Source organism: Shinella zoogloeoides (assembly GCF_033705735.1).
Classification (GTDB): domain Bacteria; phylum Pseudomonadota; class Alphaproteobacteria; order Rhizobiales; family Rhizobiaceae; genus Shinella; species Shinella zoogloeoides_A.
Genome location: NZ_CP131130.1, coordinates 602,248 through 623,941, shown reverse-complemented (window position 1 = coordinate 623,941; position 21,694 = coordinate 602,248). Strand labels below are relative to the sequence as shown.

Annotated in this window: 16 protein-coding genes; 10 read left to right on the top strand and 6 right to left on the bottom strand. The window is 66.1% G+C overall.

The genetic code is table 11. The features are described 5' to 3' along the window. Positions 1 to 62 precede the first annotated feature (62 nt). Positions 63 to 1,727 carry an electron transfer flavoprotein-ubiquinone oxidoreductase gene (locus ShzoTeo12_RS03070; RefSeq protein WP_318911246.1) on the bottom strand — a complete coding sequence of 555 codons (1,665 nt, stop codon included), beginning with the start codon at positions 1,725 to 1,727 and terminating at the stop codon, positions 63 to 65. A gap of 268 nt (positions 1,728 to 1,995) precedes the next feature. Here ShzoTeo12_RS03070 and ShzoTeo12_RS03065 point away from each other — a divergent pair, with 268 nt between their 5' ends. From ShzoTeo12_RS03065 to ShzoTeo12_RS03035, 7 genes are all read left to right on the top strand, one after another. Further along, a complete protein-coding gene (locus ShzoTeo12_RS03065) occupies positions 1,996 to 3,399 on the top strand; it encodes an FAD-binding oxidoreductase (protein WP_318911245.1) in 1,404 nt (467 codons plus the stop codon). Between the two features lie 22 nt (positions 3,400 to 3,421). Continuing rightward, a complete protein-coding gene (locus ShzoTeo12_RS03060) occupies positions 3,422 to 4,210 on the top strand; it encodes an SDR family oxidoreductase (RefSeq protein ID WP_318911244.1) in 789 nt (262 codons plus the stop codon). 142 nt (positions 4,211 to 4,352) lie between these two features. Beyond that, positions 4,353 to 5,645: an Hsp70 family protein gene (locus ShzoTeo12_RS03055; RefSeq protein ID WP_318911243.1), complete on the top strand. Its 1,293-nt coding sequence runs from the start codon at positions 4,353 to 4,355 to the stop codon at positions 5,643 to 5,645. Positions 5,646 to 5,690: 45 nt separating this feature from the next. Continuing rightward, positions 5,691 to 6,551 (top strand): uracil-DNA glycosylase, encoded by an 861-nt coding sequence (locus ShzoTeo12_RS03050; RefSeq protein WP_318911242.1) that lies wholly within the window; start codon positions 5,691 to 5,693, stop codon positions 6,549 to 6,551. 211 nt (positions 6,552 to 6,762) lie between these two features. Further along, positions 6,763 to 6,939 (top strand): hypothetical protein, encoded by a 177-nt coding sequence (locus tag ShzoTeo12_RS03045; protein WP_162911529.1) that lies wholly within the window; start codon positions 6,763 to 6,765, stop codon positions 6,937 to 6,939. 52 nt (positions 6,940 to 6,991) lie between these two features. Beyond that, a complete protein-coding gene (locus ShzoTeo12_RS03040; protein ID WP_162911530.1) occupies positions 6,992 to 7,135 on the top strand; it encodes a hypothetical protein in 144 nt (47 codons plus the stop codon). A gap of 363 nt (positions 7,136 to 7,498) precedes the next feature. After that, positions 7,499 to 8,785 carry an MFS transporter gene (locus ShzoTeo12_RS03035; protein ID WP_318911241.1) on the top strand — a complete coding sequence of 429 codons (1,287 nt, stop codon included), beginning with the start codon at positions 7,499 to 7,501 and terminating at the stop codon, positions 8,783 to 8,785. Here the strand turns inward: ShzoTeo12_RS03035 and ShzoTeo12_RS03030 are convergent. Next, positions 8,776 to 9,714 (bottom strand): DMT family transporter, encoded by a 939-nt coding sequence (locus ShzoTeo12_RS03030; protein WP_318911240.1) that lies wholly within the window; start codon positions 9,712 to 9,714, stop codon positions 8,776 to 8,778. The two genes, ShzoTeo12_RS03035 and ShzoTeo12_RS03030, sit on opposite strands and share 10 nt — an antisense overlap. A gap of 322 nt (positions 9,715 to 10,036) precedes the next feature. Between ShzoTeo12_RS03030 and pepN the strand changes: the two genes are divergently transcribed. Then, the gene (pepN, locus tag ShzoTeo12_RS03025) at positions 10,037 to 12,685 is read left to right on the top strand and encodes an aminopeptidase N (RefSeq protein WP_318911239.1); all 2,649 of its coding nucleotides are present in this window, start codon (positions 10,037 to 10,039) and stop codon (positions 12,683 to 12,685) included. A gap of 9 nt (positions 12,686 to 12,694) precedes the next feature. On the opposite strand, the gene ShzoTeo12_RS03020 is transcribed toward pepN, so the two are convergent. Beyond that, entirely contained in the window at positions 12,695 to 13,063 is a 369-nt protein-coding gene (locus ShzoTeo12_RS03020) for a VOC family protein (RefSeq protein WP_318911238.1), read from the bottom strand. Between the two features lie 74 nt (positions 13,064 to 13,137). Between ShzoTeo12_RS03020 and ShzoTeo12_RS03015 the strand changes: the two genes are divergently transcribed. After that, positions 13,138 to 13,839 carry a YafY family protein gene (locus tag ShzoTeo12_RS03015; RefSeq protein WP_318911237.1) on the top strand — a complete coding sequence of 234 codons (702 nt, stop codon included), beginning with the start codon at positions 13,138 to 13,140 and terminating at the stop codon, positions 13,837 to 13,839. 153 nt (positions 13,840 to 13,992) lie between these two features. Next, positions 13,993 to 16,341, top strand: a complete 2,349-nt coding sequence (locus tag ShzoTeo12_RS03010; RefSeq protein WP_318911236.1) for a PAS domain-containing sensor histidine kinase — start codon at positions 13,993 to 13,995, stop codon at positions 16,339 to 16,341. A 244-nt stretch (positions 16,342 to 16,585) separates the two neighbouring features. On the opposite strand, the gene ShzoTeo12_RS03005 is transcribed toward ShzoTeo12_RS03010, so the two are convergent. The 3 genes from ShzoTeo12_RS03005 to ShzoTeo12_RS02995 are packed head-to-tail and all read right to left on the bottom strand — an operon-like array spanning position 16,586 to position 21,683. Next, positions 16,586 to 19,540, bottom strand: coding sequence for a bifunctional [glutamine synthetase] adenylyltransferase/[glutamine synthetase]-adenylyl-L-tyrosine phosphorylase (locus ShzoTeo12_RS03005; protein ID WP_318911235.1), 2,955 nt, complete (start codon positions 19,538 to 19,540; stop codon positions 16,586 to 16,588). A 30-nt stretch (positions 19,541 to 19,570) separates the two neighbouring features. After that, positions 19,571 to 20,986 (bottom strand): sensor histidine kinase, encoded by a 1,416-nt coding sequence (locus ShzoTeo12_RS03000; protein WP_318912362.1) that lies wholly within the window; start codon positions 20,984 to 20,986, stop codon positions 19,571 to 19,573. 13 nt (positions 20,987 to 20,999) lie between these two features. Beyond that, positions 21,000 to 21,683 carry a response regulator transcription factor gene (locus tag ShzoTeo12_RS02995; protein WP_119258886.1) on the bottom strand — a complete coding sequence of 228 codons (684 nt, stop codon included), beginning with the start codon at positions 21,681 to 21,683 and terminating at the stop codon, positions 21,000 to 21,002. Between the last annotated feature and the right edge of the window lie 11 nt (positions 21,684 to 21,694).

Genomic DNA, 21,694 nt, shown 5'->3' with positions numbered 1-21,694 from the left:
AGACCGGCCCTTCGCCGGCTCTTCCCTTTTCCGGGGTCCGTGCGGCCCAGCCTCTCCCAACATTACATGTTGGGGTAGACCGGCCCTTCGCCCCCTTGCGGCGGCACCCAGTTGATGTTCTGGTTCGGGTCCTTGATGTCGCAGGTCTTGCAGTGCACGCAGTTCTGCGCGTTGATCACGAACACGTCCTTGCCGTCCTTCTCCACCCATTCGTAGACGCCCGCAGGACAGTAGCGCGTCGACGGGCCGGCATAGACGTCGAGTTCCGAGGTCTTCTGCAGTTCCGGGTTCTTCACCTGGAGATGGATCGGCTGGTCTTCCTCGTGGTTGGTGTTCGATAGGAACACCGAGGAGAGACGATCGAAGGTCAGAACGCCATCGGGCTTGGGATAATCGATCCGCTGGTGCTTGGCCGCCGGCTCCAGCGAGGCGGCATCGGTCTTGCCGTGCTTCAGCGTGCCGAAGAAGGAGAAGCCGAGCAGCGTGTTCGTCCACATGTCGAGACCGCCGAGCGCCACGCCGACCGCCGTGCCGAACTTCGACCAGAGCGGCTTGACGTTGCGCACCTTCCTGAGGTCCGAGCCGATGGCGCTGTCGCGCCAGCCCTGCTCGATCTCGATCGGCTCGTCATTGGCGCGGCCGTTGGCAATGGCATCCGCCAGCTTCTCCGCAGCCAGCATGCCGGACAGCACCGCATTGTGGCTGCCCTTGATGCGCGGCACGTTGACGAAACCGGCCGAGCAGCCGATCAGCGCGCCGCCCGGGAACGACAGCTTCGGCACCGACTGGTAGCCGCCCTCGGTGATGGCGCGCGCGCCATAGGAGAGGCGCTTGCCACCCTCGAAGGTTCCCCGGATCGCCGGATGGGTCTTGAAGCGCTGGAATTCCTCGAAGGGGAAGAGATAGGGGTTCTTGTAGTTGAGGTGCACCACGAAGCCAACGGCGACCATGTTGTCTTCGAGGTGGTACAGGAACGAGCCGCCGCCGGTCTTCATGCCGAGCGGCCAGCCGAAGGAGTGCTGCACGAGGCCGGGCCTGTGGTTCTCCGGCTTGACCTGCCAGAGCTCCTTGAGGCCAATGCCGAATTTCTGGGGCTCACGGTCCTTCTGGAGATCGAACTTCGCGATGAGCTGCTTGGCGAGCGAACCGCGCACGCCTTCGGAGATCAGCGTGTACTTGCCGAGAAGGGCCATGCCGCGGGTATAGTTCGGGCCCGGTTCGCCATTGCGCTCGATGCCCATGTCGCCGGTGGCGACGCCGATCACCGCGCCTTCGTCGTTGTAGAGCACTTCGGTCGCGGCGAAGCCCGGATAGATCTCGACGCCAAGCTCTTCCGCCTTGGCCGCCAGCCAGCGACAGACATTGCCGAGCGAGACGATGTAGTTGCCGTGGTTGTTCATCAGCGGCGGCATGAAGGCGTTCGGCAGGCGGACGGAGCCGGCCGGGCCGAGGAAGAGGAATTGGTCGTCCGTCACCTCGGTCTTGAAGGGATGGCTTTCATCCTCGCGCCAGCCGGGCAGCAGGCGGTCGATGCCGATGGGATCGACGACCGCGCCCGACAGGATATGCGCGCCGACTTCCGAGCCCTTCTCCAGGACGACGACCGTCAGATCCGGATTGACCTGCTTCAGCCGGATCGCCGCCGAAAGGCCGGCAGGTCCCGCACCGACGATCACCACGTCGAATTCCATCGATTCGCGTTCGGGGAGTTCCATTTCTTCGCTCATTCATCTCTCCACCCGCGCCCCCTCAAAAGCCGCGGAAAGTCCCTCGTATCGGCCTGTCATGACAAATACGGTAAATCTTGTCGAGCCGTTCTGCGACAGACTTTCCCCGCATTTGCGCATGACCTCATGACATGGGCCCGAAGTATTGTTTACTTTAACGTAAACGTCAATCTATTGTCGGCCCTGCCGATGGGCTACGCGCTTGATTCCGCTTGTCCCCGGGACTACGCATTCGGCCAGCCCGAATGCCTGCCCGAGAGGAAGCGCCATGTCCGAGATTATCCGATCCCTCCAGCGCGACTTGAACGAATTCGGCGGGGACCTCCACCTTATCGGAGCCGACATGCTCGGCGGCCGGCATCCCGGCGAGCATCCGGACAATTTCGGCGCCGGCGCGATGGCGATGCCGGCGACGCCGGAGGCGGCGGCAGCGGTCGTGCGCTGGTGCGCGGAGAACGGTGTGTTCATCGTGCCGCAGGGCGGGCGCACAGGGCTTGTCGGCGGCGGCATCAGCCGGCCGGGTGACCTCATCCTCTCGACGGCGCGGCTCGACCGTATCGAGGACATCGATCCCCTCGCCCGCACGGTGACGGTCGGCGCGGGCGTGACGCTGCAGGCGCTGCAGGAAGCGACCGCCGCGTTCGGCCTCACCCCCGGCATCGACCTTGCCGCGCGCGGCAGCGCCACCATCGGCGGCATGATCGCCACCAATGCCGGCGGCATCCTCGCCTTCCGCAACGGCGTGATGCGCCATCAGGTGCTCGGCATCGAGGCGGTGATGCCGGATGGCAGCCTTTTCAGCGACCTGACGCGCGTGCTCAAGGTCAGCGCCGGGCCGGACATCAAGCAGTTGCTCATCGGCTCGGAAGGGGCCTACGGCTTCGTCACCCGCGCGGTGCTGAAGCTGGAAAGCTTCAACCCGATGCGCGCCACCGCGCTCGTCGGCGTCAGGGACGCGGCCTCCGCGCTTGCCGTGATCACCCATTTCCGTTCCCTGCCCGCCTTGCAGCTCGAAGGGGCCGAACTGATGTGGCGGCGCTATTTCCTCGACAGCGCCGGAGAGCGCGGCTTCGACCTCGACTGGCTGGAGGACGGCACGGCCGCGGTCCTCTTGATGGAGGTTTCCGCCGCCAGCGAGGCGGAGGCCCGCACCGCGCTGGAAGAGGGCCTTGCCGGACTCTGGGAGCAGCACGGGCTGACCAGCGGCATCGTCGCCGCCTCGCTCGACCAGGCACGGCGCTTCTGGGCGCTGCGGGAGGAAAGCGATTTCATCTATCGCCTGCACCCCGCCGCGCCCTCCTACGACGTATCGCTGCCGCCCGGCGCGCTGGACGCCTATGTCGCAGACCTCGGCGCCCGGCTGAAGGCGGTGCATCCGAGCTTCGACGCCTATGTCTACGGCCATGTCGCCGACGGCAACCTGCATCTTTCCGTCATCGGCGAGGGCGCGGCGGCCCCGGCCGTGAAGGACGCCATCGAGGATGCCGTCTATACCGGCGTCACGGAAGCCGGCGGCAGCTTTTCCGCCGAGCATGGGGTGGGCACGGAGAAGCGCCGCGCCTATCTCACCTATGGCAATCCGGCCCGCCGCGCTCTGGCGCAGGCGATCAAGGCCGCGCTCGACCCGAAGAACCTGTTCAATCCCGGCAAGGTGCCCTACCGCGCCGATTGAACCCGAAAGGAAGGACCTCACCATGGATCTCGCCATCGCGGGCAAACGCGCCCTCGTCCTCGCCTCCTCCCGCGGCCTCGGCAAGGGTATTGCCGTCGCGCTCGCCCGCGAGGGCGCGCATGTGCTCCTGTGCGGCCGCAGCACCGAGGTGCTGGAGGCCAATTGCAAGGCCATCAACGCGGAAGGCCCCGGCCGGGCGGACTGGGTCCAGGCCGATCTGGGCGACGAGAGCTTCGTCGAGACGCTGGTCAAAGCGGTTTCGGAAAAGCTCGGCGGCGTCGATATCCTCGTCAACAATTCCGGCGGGCCAACGCCGGGCTCGACCGAGGACATGAGCGAGGAGAAGCTCGCCGCCTATTTCAATTCCATGGTGCTGCGCATCATCACGCTCACCAACCGCCTGCTGCCGGGCATGAAGGAGCGTGGCTGGGGCCGCATCCTCACCGTCGCCTCCTCCGGCGTAATCGAGCCGATCCCCGGCCTTGCGCTCTCCAACACGCTGCGGCCGGCGCTGGCCGGCTGGTCGAAGACGCTGGCGGGCGAGGTCGCGCAATACGGCATCACCAGCAACATGCTGCTGCCGGGAAGCATCATGACCGACCGGCTGAAGAGCCTCGATGCCGCCGCCGCCGAGCGCAGCGGCAGGAGCGTCGAGGACGTGCGCGCGGCCTCGGAAAAGGCGATCCCCGCCCGCCGCTACGGCACCGTCGAGGAATTCGCCGCGACCGCCGCCTTCCTCTGCAGCACGCCGGCAAGCTACGTGACCGGCAGCCTCGTCCGCTGCGACGGCGGGGCGGCGCATTCGGTCTGAGGCCAGCCTCCGCCCTTGCCATCCGCCGCCGCCTGTGCGATCTGGCGCGCTCTCAAATTGCGGGGCACGCCTGACGCGCCCTTTCGCGCGCGGAGCCCTTCGCTCCGGTTCAACCCATACCAGCGGACAAAGGGGCACGGCGATGGCACGGGCACTCGGGCTCGATTTCGGCACGACCAACACGGTTCTGGCGCTTGCGACAGGCGGCAGCGACACGCAGTCGATGCACTTCGAAAGCAGCGTCGGCGTCACCGACACGATGCGCACGGCGCTTTCCTTCATGAAGGATCCGGTCGTCGGCGCGCAGGCGCTGAAGGTCGAGGCCGGGCAGGCGGCGATCCGCCAGTTCATCGACAATCCCGGCGATTGCCGCTTCCTGCAATCGATCAAGACCTTTGCGGCCAGCGCCCTCTTCCAGGGCACGCTGATCTTCGCCCGCCGGCACGCCTTCGACGACCTGATGGAAATCTTCCTGCGTCGCCTCAAGGCCTATGCCGGCGACGAATGGCCGGGGGACGTCTCGCGGGTGATCGCCGGCCGGCCGGTGCAGTTCGCCGGCGCAAGCCCGGACCCGGACCTTGCGCTGGAGCGCTACAACGCCGCGCTGACACGGCTCGGCTTTCCGGAGATCCACTATGTCTTCGAGCCGGTCGCGGCGGCCTATTATTTCGCGCAGACGCTGAAGAGCGACGCGACGGTGCTGGTCGCCGATTTCGGCGGGGGCACGACGGACTATTCGTTGATCCGCTTCGAGCGGCAGGCGGGCCGGCTGGCGGCACGGCCCATCGGCCATTCGGGCGTCGGCATTGCGGGCGACCATTTCGATGCGCGCATGATCGACCATCTCGTGGCGCCGGAAATCGGCAAGGGCACGCATTTCAGGAGCTTCGACAAGGTGCTGGAGGTGCCGAGCGGCTACTACGCCAATTTCGCGCGCTGGAACCAGCTTTCGATCTTCAAGACGACGCGGGAATTCACCGACCTAAAGTCGCTGGTGCGTTCGGCGCTGGAGCCGGAAAAGCTGGAGCTCTTCATCGACCTCGTCGAGCATGACGAGGGCTATCCGCTCTACCAGGCGATCTCCGCGACCAAGATGGCGCTCTCTTCCTCCGACGAAGCGGAATTCGACTTCGCCCCGCTCGGCGCCGCCGGCCGCAAGGTGGTGAAGCGCGCCGATTTCGAAGGCTGGATCGCGCCGGACCTCGCCCGCATCGAGGGCGCGCTCGACGAGGTGCTGGAAAAGACCCATACGGCACCGGCGGAGGTCGACAAGGTGTTCCTCACCGGCGGCACCTCCTTCGTGCCGGCCGTGCGGAACATCTTCAACCGCCGCTTCGATGCCGGAAAGATCGAGACGGGCGGCGAACTCCTCTCCATCGCCCACGGCCTTGCGCTCATCGGCGAAAGCGAGGACGTCGCGCAGTGGGCGGCGTGACGCGGGCGCTTTCCTCCCGTCCGTCGCTTCGCTAAGGTGCGCCGCATGAACGCCGCCAGAGACCTCCATCCCGAACAGCTCCGTTCGCTTCTGCATTTCTATGCGGATGCGGGCGTGGAATGGCTGCTGGAGGAGGAGGCGGTCGACCGCATCGCCGAATTCGAGGCGATGCGCGCGGCGCGGGGCGCACAGCCCCGACAGGAGGCCGCACCCGCGGTTCAGGCACCGGCCCGGCAGGCCCCCGCGCGGCAAGAGCAAGCGCGGCCCGCCACCCCTGCCCCGATGCCGAATGTCTCGATCCCGGACAGCCAGGCCGTGGCGGAGGCGGAATTCGCCGCCGCCAGCGCCCGTTCGCTGGACGAGCTGCGCACGGCGATGGAAGGCTTCAACGGCTGCAACCTCAAGACCAGCGCGCGCTGCCTCGTCTTTGCTGAGGGTAATGCGAAACCCTCCGTCATGGTGATCGGCGCCATGCCGAATGCCGAGGATGACCGCGACGGCCAGCCCTTCTCCGGCCGGCAGGGCGCGATGCTCGACCGCATGCTCGCCGGCATCGGGCTCGCCCGCGCCGACCTGCTCCTGACCAATGTCGTGCCGTGGCGCCCGCCGGGCAACCGGCCGCCGTCGCAGCGCGAAGCCGATATCTGCCGGCCTTTCATCGAGCGGCAGATCGCGCTTGCCGAGCCGAATCACCTGCTGATCCTCGGCAATTTCGCCGCGCGCTTCCTCCTGCGCTCCAACGATACGATCCACCAGTTGCGCGGGGAATGGCGCGACATCGAGGTTGCCGGCCGCACGGTCCCCGCCTTCGCGACGCTCCATCCACAGGATCTCGTGACGGCGCCGATCAGCAAGCGGCTGGCCTGGCAGGACCTCCTTGCCTTCCGCGCAGGGCTCAAGGGCTGACACGGGAAAGGACAATCAGTCTTTTCAAGGACTTGGCCGCAACCTCCTGCCAACCCTCAAGCGCCTTGCCGCGAATCTGCCTCAAGCATGAACAAAATATTTCAGCAGCCATGCGAATTGCACATATCTGCCGGGCAGAATGTCGCATTGCGAAATCAATGTTGCGGTGCAATATAAACAAACGGGAGGACAGGATTTAAGGAATCGACCCATGACCGCCCGTTTTCGGCCCATTCATTCGAGCTTCGAGACGCTCCGCCATTCCGGTCTTCGCGCCGGCCGCGGCTTCGGCGGCATCGCTGCCCCGGCCAACGAGCAGCTCACGGCCGCCGGCTTTGCCCGCATCAACCGCCCCGCCCAGCTCTTCTCCGAGTTCATCACGCGCTGAGCGAATGCGAGGGCGCGTCCATGCCCTCTCCAGACGACCGCAGGAGCAAGCCATGGCCACGATCCGCAAGCTGATGTCCGATATCGCCGATATCCGCGCCGCCGTGAACGCCGCGCGGGAATATTCGGTGCTCGCTTCCCTGCCCCGCGACGCCGTGCAGCGCCGCGATCCGCTCAAGGCCTTCCTGCCCAACTGAGGCCGCTTTGAAAGCGGCCCCCGGGCCGCGATATGATCGCCATCGTGAGGAGGTGAGACACCTCTCCTCCGGTGGAGACCGGGCCGAAGGCCGGTTCCCGTTTCTTGGCTGGTCGTCAGGGTGAAGCGCCAAGTCCTGGATCTGATGACCGGCGTAAGCCGGATTTTCAAACGTCTCACCTTCTTTCTTTTTGCCGGGCATTTGCCCGACGCTTCCTTTCAGTACGACCCTTCCGGGAAGTTGCAACCCTCTCCTTTTCATGACCATCTCTTTACGCCAGCCGTTGTCGCAGTGGACAGCGCGCGGGCGGCGCAATAGAGCAACAGTCGCAAGCGAACGCATCCCGCCTTTTCCGGAGCCCCCATGCTGGCGAGCCTCGTGCCGATCCTCAGCCTGATGCTGTCCACCCTCCTGATGATGGTGGCCTTCGGCCTCCAGAGCTATGTCGTGCCGGTGCGCGCGGTCGCGGAAGGCTGGTCGACGCAGACGATCTCGATGATCGCGACGGGCTACACGATCGGCTTCACGCTCTCCTGCATCGTCACACCGAAATTCGTGCTGCTTGTCGGCCATGTGCGGGTGTTCGTCGCGCTGACCACGATGCTCGCCATCGCCATCCTGCTCTGCGCGCTCGTCGTGGACTGGCCGGCCTGGATGCTGTTCCGCGCCATATCGGGCTTCGCCATTTCCGGCAGCTATCTCATCATCGAAAGCTGGCTGAACGAGAAGGTGACCAACGACAATCGCGGCTCGGTCTTCTCGATCTACCTGATCACGACCATGGTCGGCACGATCGGCGGGCAATATCTCGTGCCGCTCGGCGATCCGTCCAACACGACGCTCTTCATCCTCTGCGGCATCATCTTCTCGGTCGCGCTGCTGCCGACCGCCCTCACCTCCTCGCCGCTGCCGGCGGCGCCGACGCAGGTGCGCTTCAACGTTCCGACGCTCTATCGCCGCTCGCCCGTCGCCGTGGTCGGGGCGTTCCTCGCCGGCGCGCTCTCCGGCGCCTGGCTCAATCTCGGCGGCGTCTTCACGCAGCGCAGCGGGCTGACGACCGCCGAGGGCGCGACGCTGCTCGCCTCGGTGCTCATCGGCAGCTCCCTCTCGCAGATCCCGATCGGCCGGGCCTCCGACCGGATGGACCGCCGCCTCGTCATGGTCGCCTGCGGCGCGGTGGGAACGGTCTCCTGCCTCGTCATGGCGCTCGTGGCCGGCGGGCCGCCGGTCCTTCTCTATATCGTCGCCGCCTGCGTCGGCTCGGTGATCTTCCCGATCTATGCGCTGAATGTCGCCCATGCCAACGACCGGGCGCAGCCGGACGAATATGTCGAGGTTTCCTCCGGCATGATGATCGTCTACGGCGTCGGGACGATCTCCGGCCCCATCATGGTCGGTCCCATCATGGATCGCTTCGGCCCCGGTTCGCTCTTTGCGGTGCTCGCCGTCTATTTCCTGCTCTACGGCGCCTATGCCGCCTGGCGCATCCGCCGGCGCGAGGAAAACGACGGCCTCGTCGCCAAGACGGATTTCCAGGCCATGGCGGCGCAGCCGCTCGCCGCCGATGCCGCGGCGGCGGCGCTCCAGCCGGATGCGGTGCCCGAGGAACTGGTGGAGGATACGACGACGCCGGAATGGCGTCAGCCCTGAGGAAGCTTGTGCCGCAATTCGGCGCGGCGCTTCAGGTCGAGCCGATGCTCGCGAAAGATCACGAAGATGCCGGCGCTGACGACGATGGCGGTGCCGAGGAGCATGGTGCGCGTCGGCACGTCGCCGAACAGGACGTAGCCGATGACCAGGCCGAGCACGATGGACGTATATTCGAAGGGCGCGATGGTGGAGACGTCGGCATAGCGGTAGCTCGACGTCAGCAGCAATTGCGCGATGCCGCCGCAGAAGCCGGCGAGCGCCATCAGGACGAGCGATTGCCAACCGAGCGCAATCCAGCCGAAGGGCAGCGTGCCGAGCGAGAAGAGCGAGGCGAAGAGCGAGAAATAGATCACGATGGTCGGCGTGCGCTCCGTCTGCACCAGCTTGCGCACCAGCACCATGGCGCAGGAGCCGAGCACGCCGAAGGCCAGCATGGCGAGCACGCCCATCGCCTCCGACGAGCCCATGCCGCCGCTGCGGAACAGCGTGAGGCGCGGCCAGCTGATGATCGCGACGCCGACGAGGCCGACGAGAACGGCCGTCCAGCGATAGAGGCCGACGCGCTCCTTGAGGAAGACGGCGGCGATCATGACGGTGAAGAGCGGCAGCGCATAGCCGAGCGCGATGGATTCCGGCAGGGGCAGGTGCACGAGCCCGTAGAAGCCGAAGCCCATGGAGAGGATGCCGACGAAGCCGCGCTTGAAATGCCCGAAAATGTCCTTCGTGCGGAAGGCGTCGCGCAACTGCCCGTGCAGGCCGAGGAAGACGAGGATCGGCACCATGGCGAAGGCGGAGCGCAGGAAGGTGATCTGGCCCGCCGGAATGTCCTTGCCGGCTGCCTTGATGAGCGTCGACATGCACAGGAACGTCACCACCGAGGCGACCTTCAGGCAAATCCCCTTCATGGGATCGGGAGACTGGACGTCCATGCGGGAACTCGTCACGGCGGGCCGGCCGTGGCTTCGGGAACTGAGGATGATCGGAGAACCGATTCAGACGATCGCAAGTCTAGCCGCATTGCTGGCCGGGTACGATGAATTCTCGTGATACATTGCGGATAATTTTGATCGGACCGGACCAAAGAAATGCTGTGCCGGGACGGCACGATTTTGTGATTTCAGCTTTCCCTTGGAAATGAGATGTTAAGCCAATCGTCCTATCAATTCGTTGAACTTGGGGGCAGACCGTCCCGGCGCTCCTTCCGCCATGCACAGGCACGAGGGGCCGGGCGGCATAGAGCAGGACATATCCATGCGGACAGAGAACGGCCAGATCATCCACCTGGCGGACTATCGCCAGACTGACTTCGTTCTCGAGCGCGTCGATCTGACCTTCGAACTGGACCCGACGGAAACCAAGGTCGAGGCGCGCCTCATCTTCCACCGCCGCGAAGGCGCCGACCTTGCCGCGCCGCTCGTCCTCGACGGCGACGAGCTGGTCATGACCGGCCTCCTCTTCGACCAGATGGAGATGGACGCCGCCCGCTACGACGCCAAGCCCGACAGCCTGACGATCCGCGACCTGCCGGCGAGCGAGCCCTTCGAGATTACGATCACCACGATGATCAATCCCGAGGCCAATACCCAGCTCATGGGCCTCTACCGCACGAACGGCGTCTATTGCACGCAGTGCGAGGCCGAGGGCTTCCGCCGCATCACCTATTTCCCCGACCGACCGGACGTGCTCGCCGTCTACACGGTCAACATCATCGCCGACAAGGCGAGCTGCCCGCTCCTGCTCTCCAACGGCAACTTCCTCGGCGGCGCGGGCTACGGCGAAGGCAAGCATTTCGCCGCCTGGTTCGACCCGCATCCCAAGCCCTCCTATCTCTTCGCGCTCGTTGCCGGCGATCTCGGCGTGGTCGAGGACACGTTCACGACGATGTCCGGCCGCGAGGTGACGCTGAAGATCTATGTCGAGCACGGCAAGGAGCTGCGCGCGGCCTATGCGATGGATGCGCTGAAGCGCTCGATGAAATGGGACGAGGAGGTGTTCGGCCGCGAATACGACCTCGACATCTTCATGATCGTCGCCGTCTCCGACTTCAACATGGGCGCCATGGAGAACAAGGGGCTCAACGTCTTCAACGACAAATACGTCCTCGCCGACCCGGAAACCGCGACCGACCAGGACTATGCGAATATCGAGGCGATCATCGCCCACGAATATTTCCACAACTGGACCGGCAACCGCGTCACCTGCCGTGACTGGTTCCAGCTCTGCCTGAAGGAAGGCCTGACGGTCTACCGCGACCACGAATTCTCCGCCGACCAGCGCTCGCGCGCCGTCAAGCGCATCGCCGAGGTGCGGCACCTGAAGTCGGAGCAGTTCCCGGAGGATGCCGGCCCCCTCGCCCATCCGGTGCGCCCGACGAAATACCGCGAGATCAACAACTTCTACACGACGACCGTCTACGAGAAGGGCTCCGAGGTGACGCGCATGATCGCGACCATCGTCGGGACCGACGGCTTCAAGAAGGGCATGGACCTCTATTTCGAGCGGCACGACGGCGATGCCGCGACGATCGAGGATTTCGTCAAATGCTTCGAAGACGCGAACGGCGTCGACCTTTCGCAGTTCTCGCTCTGGTATCATCAGGCCGGCACGCCGCTCGTCAGCGTCTCGTGCAGCTACGACCAGGCGAAGGGCGAATTCACCCTGTCGCTGGAGCAGATGATCCCGCCGACGCCCGGCCAGGCGACCAAGGAGCCGATGCACATTCCGCTGCGCTTCGGCCTGCTGCTGGTTGACGGGTCGGAAGCCACACCCAGCGCCGTCAGCGGCGCGGATGTGACCGGCGACGTGCTGCACCTCAAGGAGCGCCGCCAGACCGTCACCTTCTCCGGCATCGCCTCGCGCCCGGTGGTCTCGCTCAACCGCAGCTTCTCCGCGCCGATCAACCTGCATTTCGAGCAGGCTCCGGCCGACCTCGCCCAGATCGCCCGCCACGATAGCGACCTCTTCTCCCGCTGGCAGGCGCTGAACGATCTTGCCCTGCCGAACCTCGTCGAGGCTGCGCGCAAGGCGCGGGCGGGCGAGCCGGTGGAAACCAATGCGGTTCTCGCCGATACCCTGATCGCCATTGCCGGCGACGAGGCGCTGGAGCCGGCCTTCCGCGCGCAGGCGCTGGCCCTGCCCTCCGAATCCGACATCGCCCGCGAGCTCGGCAGCAACAACGACCCGGACGCCATCCGCACCGGCCGCGAAGCCGTGCTCGCCTTCGTCGCGAACCGCGATCCCGCCGCCTTCGCGAAGCTGTTCGACACCAACCGCACCGAAGGCGCCTTCACGCCGGATGCGGCAAGCGCCGGCCAGCGCGCGCTGCGCAACGCGGCGCTCGCCTATCTCGCCGTTTCCGACGGCACGCCGGCCCGCGCGGCACAGGCCTTCGCAAGCGCCGACAACATGACGGATCTCAGCGCGGCGCTGACCGTGCTCGCCCACCGCTTCCCCGATGCGCCGGAAACCGCGGCGGCGCTGGAGACCTTCCGCGCCCGCTTTGCCGACAATGCGCTGGTCATCGACAAATGGTTCTCCATCCAGTCGACCATTCCCGGCGACGGCGCGCTGGAACGCGTCAAGGCGCTGATGACGAGCCCGCATTTCAACAAGGCGAACCCGAACCGCGTGCGCGCGCTTGTCGGCACCTTCGCCTTCTCCAACCCGACCGGCTTCAACCGGGCGGACGGCGCGGGCTACCGGTTCCTTGCCGAGCAGATCCTCGAGATCGACCCGAAGAACCCGCAGCTCGCCGCGCGCATCCTTACCTCCATGCGCTCCTGGCGGGCGCTGGAGGAGGTGCGCTCCGACCACGCCCGCAACGCGCTGCGCACCATCGCCGCGGGCGAAAAGCTCTCCTCCGACGTGTCCGACATCGTGGAGCGCATGCTGAAGGGCTGAGCCCTTCGCTCACTTGTCCGGCGGGCAGACGCGGATCCGGTGGCCATCCGGGTCCAGCGCGACGAAGGTGCGGCCGAACACGGCCGTGAACGGCGGCTGCTCGATGACGACGCCGGCCGCCTTCCACGTTTCGTGCAGCGCGTCGATCGCAGCGTCGTCATCGACGACGATGGCGATCTCGGAACGATGGCCGGTGCCCGAGGAGACGAATTCCGGCGAGCTGGTCGACCACAGGCCGAGACCGAGGCCGTTCTCGAACCGGAAGGCGACGAAGCCGGGCGACTGGGCCACCGGTGCGCGGCCGAAAAGCTGCTCGTAGAAGCGGCCGCTTGCCGCCGGGTTCCCGACATAGAGGATCAGGAGATTGGGAGAGATCATGGGGATCGTCCTTTCGTTGCTTTGACGGGACGATCCTAGGCGACACCACTGCCAGAAAATGGCAGTATCGTCGCATGACCCGCTCCGAACGACTGCTCGCGCTCCTCCAGCTTCTGCGCCGCCACCGCCATCCGGTGAGCGGCGCAACGCTTGCCGGCGAGCTCGGCGTCAGCATCCGCACGCTCTACCGCGACATCGCCACGCTGCAGGCGCAGGGCGCCGATATCGAGGGCGAGCCGGGCGTCGGCTATGTGCTGCGACCCGGTTTCATGCTGCCGCCGCTGATGTTCTCGCAAGGCGAGCTGGAAGCGCTGGTGCTCGGCTTCCGCTGGGTGCAGAAATTCGCCGATGCGCCCGTGACCAAGGCGGCGACGGACGCGCTCGCCAAGATTTCCGCCGTGCTGCCGGCCGAGCTTGCCGCGGAACTGGAGAACACGGCGCTGCTGGTCGGGCCGCGCAGGATCGTCGACGGCGAGATCGTCGATCTTGCCGTGATCCGTGCGGCGATCCGCCGGGAGCGCAAGCTTCGGCTGTCCTATTGCGACGCGTCGGGCGCACGCAGCGAACGCGTGGTCTGGCCGGTCGCGCTCGGCTATTTCGAGGAGACGCGCATGCTGGTCGCCTGGTGCGAATGGCGGCAGGGCTACCGGCATTTCCGTACGGAGCGCATGGCGGCGATCGCGCTTCTGGAGGAGCGCTTTCCCCGCCGCCGCGCCGCGATGCTGAAGGAATGGCGCGAGACGGACGCGGGACCGCGACGGGCGCGCCAAGCGTAAAGCCATGCCCGGCAAGTGCAATTTCCCAACTATGAGAAATGGTTAAAAAACTTTTACCTTTTTCTATGGACAAGCCGAATCACAATTGATTCATTAGGGCAGATTCGGGCGAGCGGCGCGCCGAATCACGAGAGGGTTACAAGGTTTATGACTATGGCGGACGCGCAACGAGGACGCGCAGCCGGCGGATGGACTCGTCTCAGATTCCCGGGAATGGCGGCCTGGGAAGACGAGACGACGGGGCAGGCGAAGATCTTCGCCGGGCCTGCCGCACGGCGTCTGACGCGGGCTGAGCCCGTGCTGAAACGGTCTATACCGATCCTGATCATCGCCTTCCTCTTCGTGGTCGGCATTTCGCGCATGGTCGGCATCATCGCCGAGCATGACCGTATGGATGCGAGCGTGCGCGACACGACCTCGCTGACGGCGATGGCCGTCGGCGCGGTCTTTTCGGGCACGCTGGCCGAAAGCCTGGCGAATTCCGACCGCATGGCCGTCGAGGCCGCGCTCTCGCTCAACCTGCCGCAGGACCGCATGCAGCCGGGCGGCATCGTGCTCTTCGTCGAGGAGGAGGGCCGCGTCTTCGGCGCCTCGCTGGCGGCCGCGCGCTTCGTCGGCCAGTCGCTGGCGCGCTTTTCCTCCGAGCTTGCCGCCGCGCAGTATTTCGGCGAGGCGGGCGGCGTCTTCCACACCCGCATCGGCGGCGAGGAATACTATGCCTCGCTCGTGCAGATGCCGAAGAAGGGCGGCTTCATCGTCGTCGCCAATCCGCTCGGGCACCTCGCCCTCTTCTGGCGCGACGAGGTGGCGCTGAACGTCACGCTCTTCGCCGGCATCTCGGCGATCCTGCTCGTCATCCTCTATGCCTATTATATCCAGGCCAAGCGCGCGCGTGACGCGGATGCGATCTTCGCGGAGTCCAACCTGCGCGTGGAGACGGCGCTCGCCCGCGGCCGCTGCGGCCTGTGGGACTTCGACCTCACCAACCGCCGGCTGTTCTGGTCGCGCTCCATGTACGAGATGCTCGGCATGCCGGCGCGCGACAGCGTGCTCTCCTTCGGCGATGCCGCGCGCCTGATGCATCCCGACGACGACGGCATTTACCAGGTCGCGCGCGCGGTCGCGCGTAGCGAGGCCAAGCAGGTCGACCAGGTCTTCCGCATGCGCCATGCCGAGGGGCATTACGTCTGGCTGCGCGCCCGCGCCCAGCTCATCCGCATGGCCTCCGGCCGGCTGCACATGATCGGCATCGCCATGGACGTGACCGAGCAGCACAGGCTCGCCCAGCGCTACCAGGAGGCCGACCAGCGCCTCGCCGACGCCATCGAATGCACCTCCGAGGCCTTCGTCCTCTGGGACAAGCACGACCGGCTCGTCATGTGCAACGCGCATTACCAGCAGGCCTATGGCCTTCCCGACGAGGTGCTGGTGCCCGGCACGGAGCGCGCGACGGTGCATGCCGCGGCGGCCCGTCCGGTCATCGAGCGGCGCATCGCGGATGCGGACGGCACCGGCATTTCGCAGACCAGCGAGGTGCAGCTTGCCGACGAGCGCTGGCTACAGATCAACGAGCGGCGCACCCGAGACGGCGGCTGCGTCTCCGTCGGCACCGACATCACCATGATGAAGCGGCATCAGGTGCGCCTGCGCGAATCCGAGCGCCGGCTGATGGCGACCATCGGCGACCTCTCGGCCTCCCGCGCCACGCTGGAGCGGCAGAAGACGGAACTTTCGCTCGCCAATGCCAACTATCAGGCGGAGAAGGAGCGCGCCGAGGCGGCCAACCGCGCCAAGTCGGAATTCCTCGCCAACATGTCGCACGAGCTGCGCACGCCGCTCAACGCCATCCTCGGCTTTTCGGAAATCCTGCAGAACCAGATGTTCGGCCCGATCGGCTCCGACAAGTACCGCGAATATTCCCGCGACATCCACGAGAGCGGCAAGCACCTGCTCAACGTCATCAGCGACATCCTCGACATGTCGAAGATCGAGGCCGGCCACATGCGCATCAGCTGCGAGACGGTCGACCTCGCGCCGCTGATCGAGGAGACCATGCGGCTCACCATGCTGCAGGCGGAGAAGAAGAACATCGCCGTGCGGCAGACCTGCCCGGACAATCTCCTTGCCGTCGCGGATCGCCGGGCCATGAAGCAGATCCTGTTGAACCTGCTCTCCAACGCCATGAAGTTCACCAATGCGGGCGGCAAGGTGGAGGTGCGGGCGCGCAAGGTCCACGGCGCGATCACGCTGACCATCGCCGATACCGGCATCGGCATCCCGAAATCCGCCCTCCAGAAGATCGGCCAGCCCTTCGAGCAGGTGCAGAGCCAGTACGCCAAGAGCAAGGGCGGCTCGGGCCTTGGCCTTGCCATCTCCCGCTCCCTCGCCCATCTCCACGGCGGCGGCATGCGCATCCATTCCGTCGAGGGCAAGGGCACGATCATCTCGGTGCGCATCCCTGATCGCGAACGGCTGGCGGGGTTGCATCTGGCGGCGGCTTGAGGCAATCGATCTCGACGGTGGCTTGCCCCTCATCCGGCCTGCCGGCCACCTTCTCCCGCAAGGGGGAGAAGGTGAGATGCCGAACCGCTTTCCCAAACCATCAGCGTTCATGTGGGGCACGTCCCCCCTCCCCGCTTGCGGGGAGTGGGTTAGGGTGAAGGGCAAGCAACCTTGCGGCCAATCACGCTTGTACCCGATGCCATCCCAGTCCCGAACATGATGGCGAGAGCGCAAGGGAAACGCCTCAGCCCTTCACCACCCCCTGGAAAATCTTCCGCACAGCCTTCGATATCCGGCGGATTTCCGCCTCCAGCGTGCGCAAGTCCGGGCAGTCACCGGCCCGGCAGACGAGGTCGATGAGGCCGGCTGGGGCTTCCCTGGGGTCGAAGCCGCCGTCGACGCAGAGGCGGACGATCTGCGAGATCTCCGTATAGAGCGACAGCGCCTTCTGCACCGTATCGAGGTCGTTGGGGTCCATCATGCCGGCGCCAAGGACGGCGAGCGCATCGGCGGTCGGCATGACCTCTTCCGGCTGCGGGGCGCCGCGGGCCGGCGCGACCAGCGCCAGGAACTGGGCGATGAATTCGATGTCGATCAGCCCGCCTGCGATGAGCTTCAGGTCCCAGATGTCCCTGGGCGGCTTTTCCTGATCGATGAGATCGCGCATCTCGGCGACGTCCTTGGCGATCTTCGCCGTGTCGCGCTTGCGGGCGAGCACGGTGCGGAAGATGCTTTCCGCCTCCGTCATCAGGCTCTCCTCGCCGCAGAGAACCCGGGCGCGGGTGAGCGCCATGTGCTCCCAGGTCCAGGCCTCCTCGGCCTGGTACTTGGCGAAGGAGGTGATGCGGGTTGCCACCGGCCCCTTGTTGCCTGAGGGGCGCAGGCGCATGTCCACTTCATAGAGCACCCCCTCGGCCGTCGGCGCGGAGAGCGCCGCGATCAGCCGCTGGGTGATGCGGGTGAAATATTTGACGTTGTCGAGGGGTTTCGGACCGTCCGATTCGAAGGCGTCGCTCTCGTGGTCGTAGAGGAGGATCAGGTCGATGTCGGAGCCGGCGGTCAATTCGAAGCTGCCGAGCTTGCCCATGCCGACCAGCACCACGCGCCCGCCGGGGAATTTGCCGTGCGCCGCCTCGATCTCCTCCAGCACCGCCTTCAGCGCCGCCGCGACGATGAGGTCGGCGACATGGGTGAAGGCGCGGGCGGCCTGTTTGCCGGTGATCGCGCCGGTCAGCAGGCGGATGCCGATGAGGAAGCGCTGCTCGGCGGCGATGATGCGAAGGCGATCGAGGATTTCCTCATAGTGCCGCGCGCCGGAGACAAAGCCTTCGATGCGCTCGGATAGGTAGGCGCGGGTCGGCAACTCCGCGAGGAGGCCAGGGTCCAGCATGCCGTCGAAGACATGGGGCTTGGCCGCGATCACCTCGGCCAGCTTCGGCGCGGACGACATGATGTTGACGATGAGGGAGAGCAGCGCCGGATTGTTGCCGAGCAGCGAGAAGAGCTGGATGCCCGCCGGCAGGCCGGAGATGAAGCTGTCGAAGCGCAGCAGCGCCTCGTCCGCCCGCTTGCTCTCGCCGAAGACGCGCAGCAGCTGTGGCGTCAGCTCCGTCAGCCGCTCGCGCGCCTCGACGGATTGCGTGGCGCGGTAGCGGCCGTAATGCCAGGTGCGGATGGTGCGGGAAATGTCGGCGGGCCGCTCGAAGCCGAGACGCTTCAGGGTCTCCAGCGTATCCGGGTCGTCCTTCTGGCCGGTGAAGACGAGGTTGCCCGTCTCGGAGGAGAGCTTCGCCTCCTGCTCGAAGAGCGCCGCATAGCGCCGCTCGACGGTCTTCAGCACTTCGACCAGCTTTGCGGAGAAGGCGGCGGTGTCGGCAAAACCCATCATGAAGGCGATGCGCTTCAGCTCGGCCTCGGTTTCGGGCAGGATGTGGCTCTGCTCGTCGCGCACCATCTGCACGCGATGCTCGACGTCGCGCAGGAACCAGTAGGCGTCCGTCAGCTCCCGCGCCGTCGCCTCGTCGATCCAGTTGGCTTTCGCAAGCTCGGCCAGCATGGGCTCGGTGGCGCGCAGGCGCAGCGCCGGCACGCGGCCGCCGGCGATGAGCTGCTGGGTCTGCACGAAGAACTCGATCTCGCGGATGCCGCCGCGGCCGAGCTTGACGTTGTGGCCCTTCACGGCGATCTCGCCATGACCCTTGTGCACATGGATCTGCCGCTTGATCGAATGGATGTCGGCGATCGCCGCATAGTCGAGGTATTTGCGGAAGACGAAGGGCACGAGACCCCTGAGGAAGGCTTCGCCGGCCTTGAGATCGCCGGCGATGGGCTTGGCCTTGATGAAGGCGGCGCGCTCCCAGTTCTGGCCTCGCCCCTCATAATAGAGCATGGCCGAATCGAAGGAGATGGCGAGCGGCGTCGCGCCGGGATCGGGCCGGAGGCGCAGGTCCGTGCGGAAGACATAGCCGTCGGCCGTGCGCTCCTGCATGATGCGGATCAGCCGGCGCACGAGGCGCGAAAAGGTCTCGACCGCCTCGCTCGGATCGACCGCCACGTCCGCCATCGGATCGAAGAAGACGACGAGGTCGATATCCGAGGAATAGTTGAGCTCGGCCGCGCCGAGCTTGCCCATGCCGAGCACGATGAGGCCGGACTTCTCGCTCGGGCGGGCGGGATCAGGCAGCTTCAGCTTGCCGCTCGCATGCGCCGAAAGAAGGAGATGGTCGATGGCCGCCGATGTCGCCGCTTCCGCAAGCCCGGTCAGGAGCGCCGTGGTCTTGCGGGCGTCGAAGATGCGGGCAAGATCGGCGAGCGCCGTCAGGAAGGCGACCTCGCGCTTGGCGACGCGCAGCCGCGTCATCAGCATCGCTTCCGTCACCTCGCCGCCCTCCCCCGGCTCCCACGCCTTGCGGGTGCGGGCGACGGCGGCCTCGATGGCGGGAAGGATCGGCTCCTCCAGCGCGCGGACGAGAAGGGCCGGATCGATACGGGCGGTATCGCGCAGATAGGGCGAGAGCGTGAAGGCCGCGACGATGAAATCCTTGAGCGGGCCATCCTCGGCAAGAAGCTTCGCAATGCCGGCGTGTTCCCTGCCCCAATCCTTGAGGTCGGACAGGACCGATTTGACTTCCGTTTGGCTCAGGGGCCGGATGGGGGATGCCGAAAGATCGGAAAACCGCGTCGCTTCCGTCACGCTCATGATGTCTCCTCGCCGTTTCGAGGAGGTGTATCAGTCCGGGAGGATGGGGAAAACCATCCTGACGGTCAGCCCCCGATTGTTTTCCCGCTCGGGATGGGTCGCGTCGAGCTCCAGCCGGCCGTGATGCATCTCCATCACGGCGCCGACAAGCGAGAGGCCGAGGCCGGTGCCCGGCTTGGAGCGGCTCGCGTCGAGGCGCACGAAGCGCTGCACCACGTCGTCGCGCTTGTCGTCCGGCACGCCGGGGCCGCTGTCGGCAACGGAAAGGACGACGTCGCCCTCGCGCCGCGCGAGCGAGACGCGAATCTCCGGTTCGCCCTCGCTGCCCTCGGCATATTTGACGGCATTGTCGATGAGATTGCCGAGCGCTTGGCCGATCAGCTCGCGATTGCCCTTGACCTCGATGCCGTCGGCAATCTCGGTGACGAGCCGCAGGCCGCAATCCTCCGCGACGGGCTCGTAGAGCTCGGCGCTGTCATGGGCGATCTCGCTGATATCGACGGCGCTCATCTCGGCGGGCGCCTGGCCGGCCTCGACGCGGGAGATCATCAGGAGCGCGTTGAAGGTGCGGATGAGCTGGTCGGATTCGCCGATCATCTCCTCCAGCGCCGTACGATGTTCCGCCGCTTCGCCGCCGGCAAGCGCGGCCTCCGCCTTGTTGCGCAGGCGCGTCAGCGGGGTCTTGAGATCGTGCGCGATGTTGTCGGAGACCTGCTTCAGGCCCTCGTTCAGCTTCTCGATGCGACCCAGCATGGTGTTCAGCGATTCCGACAGGCGGTCGAACTCGTCGCCGGAGCCGCTGGTCGGCAGGCGCTGCGAGAGGTCGCCGGCCATGATGCGCTGGCTGGCGTCTGACATGCGGTCCATGCGCTTCAGCGCGTTGCGGCCGATCAGGTACCAGATGGCGAGCGCGCCGACGCCCATGACGCCGAGCGCCACCATCAGCGCCTGGCGCACCAGCACACGAAAATTCTCCGGCTCGCCAAGATCGCGGCCGACCAGCACGCGAAGGCCGTTGGAGAGCACGATCACCTGCGCATAGGCCATCGGCCGGCTGTTGCCGCGCGCCTCCTCCTGGTAGCGCTGGTAGCGGAACGGCATCTCCGTCCAGCCCTCGGTGTCGAGCACGCCGGGCTGGAGGGAGGCGACATTGCCGGCCAGCACCTCGCCGGTGGGGCTGGCGATGATGTAGAGGTTCGCGCCGGGCTGGCGGGAGCGGCGCTCCAGCGTGCGCAAGAGGCCGTTCATGCCGTTGTTGTCGAAGATCCGCTCGATCTGGTCGGCCTCCTGCGCCACCGCCTCGCGCATCTGCTGCTGGAGCAGCCCCTCCGACATGGAGGAAACGTAGAAGACGAGGAAGGCCGCGCAGGCGGCGAAGAGCAGCAGATAGACGGCGGAGAGGCGCACGGCGGTGGTGCGGTAGAGGGCGGTCAGCCTGCCGAGCATGCGGTTCATGGGGTCAGCCTGCCGCCTCGTCCTTCATCATGTATCCGGCGCCGCGCACCGTGCGCAGCAGCGGTTGGTCGAAGTCCTTCTCGATCTTCGAGCGCAGCCGCGAGACATGGACGTCGATGACGTTGGTCTGCGGGTCGAAATGATAGTCCCAGACATTTTCGAGCAGCATGGTGCGCGTCACCACCTGCCCGGCATTCTTCATGAGATATTCGAGCAGGCGGAATTCACGCGGCTGGAGGAGGATTTCCTTGCCGGCGCGCTTGACGGTGTGGGAGAGCCGGTCGAGCTCGAGATCGCCGACGCGGTAGACCATGTCCTGCTCGGGCGTGCCCTTGCGGCGGCCCAGCACCTCGATGCGCGCCAGAAGCTCGCTGAAGGCATAGGGCTTGGGAAGGTAATCGTCGCCGCCGGCGCGAAGACCCGTCACGCGGTCGTCGACCTGGCCGAGGGCCGAGAGGATAAGCACCGGCGTGTGGATATTGCGGCGGCGCAGCTCCGAGATCAACGACAGGCCATCGCGGCGCGGCAGCATGCGATCGATGACGAGGACGTCATAGGTGTTCTCGGTGGCAAGGAAGAGCCCACTTTCGCCATCGCTGGCATGATCGAGCACGATGCCCGCCTCGCGAAAGGCCTTCGAGAGATAGGCCGCCGCCTCCAGATCGTCTTCAACAATCAATATCTTCATCGTAGGGACCT

Coding starts and splice junctions, on each gene's coding strand:
- ShzoTeo12_RS03070 (WP_318911246.1), bottom strand. CDS start 1,727: ATGAGCGAAGAAATGGAACTCCCCGAACGCGAATCGATGGAATTCGAC.
- ShzoTeo12_RS03065 (WP_318911245.1), top strand. CDS start 1,996: ATGTCCGAGATTATCCGATCCCTCCAGCGCGACTTGAACGAATTCGGC.
- ShzoTeo12_RS03060 (WP_318911244.1), top strand. CDS start 3,422: ATGGATCTCGCCATCGCGGGCAAACGCGCCCTCGTCCTCGCCTCCTCC.
- ShzoTeo12_RS03055 (WP_318911243.1), top strand. CDS start 4,353: ATGGCACGGGCACTCGGGCTCGATTTCGGCACGACCAACACGGTTCTG.
- ShzoTeo12_RS03050 (WP_318911242.1), top strand. CDS start 5,691: ATGAACGCCGCCAGAGACCTCCATCCCGAACAGCTCCGTTCGCTTCTG.
- ShzoTeo12_RS03045 (WP_162911529.1), top strand. CDS start 6,763: ATGACCGCCCGTTTTCGGCCCATTCATTCGAGCTTCGAGACGCTCCGC.
- ShzoTeo12_RS03040 (WP_162911530.1), top strand. CDS start 6,992: ATGGCCACGATCCGCAAGCTGATGTCCGATATCGCCGATATCCGCGCC.
- ShzoTeo12_RS03035 (WP_318911241.1), top strand. CDS start 7,499: ATGCTGGCGAGCCTCGTGCCGATCCTCAGCCTGATGCTGTCCACCCTC.
- ShzoTeo12_RS03030 (WP_318911240.1), bottom strand. CDS start 9,714: ATGGACGTCCAGTCTCCCGATCCCATGAAGGGGATTTGCCTGAAGGTC.
- pepN (WP_318911239.1), top strand. CDS start 10,037: ATGCGGACAGAGAACGGCCAGATCATCCACCTGGCGGACTATCGCCAG.
- ShzoTeo12_RS03020 (WP_318911238.1), bottom strand. CDS start 13,063: ATGATCTCTCCCAATCTCCTGATCCTCTATGTCGGGAACCCGGCGGCA.
- ShzoTeo12_RS03015 (WP_318911237.1), top strand. CDS start 13,138: ATGACCCGCTCCGAACGACTGCTCGCGCTCCTCCAGCTTCTGCGCCGC.
- ShzoTeo12_RS03010 (WP_318911236.1), top strand. CDS start 13,993: ATGGCGGACGCGCAACGAGGACGCGCAGCCGGCGGATGGACTCGTCTC.
- ShzoTeo12_RS03005 (WP_318911235.1), bottom strand. CDS start 19,540: ATGAGCGTGACGGAAGCGACGCGGTTTTCCGATCTTTCGGCATCCCCC.
- ShzoTeo12_RS03000 (WP_318912362.1), bottom strand. CDS start 20,986: ATGCTCGGCAGGCTGACCGCCCTCTACCGCACCACCGCCGTGCGCCTC.
- ShzoTeo12_RS02995 (WP_119258886.1), bottom strand. CDS start 21,683: ATGAAGATATTGATTGTTGAAGACGATCTGGAGGCGGCGGCCTATCTC.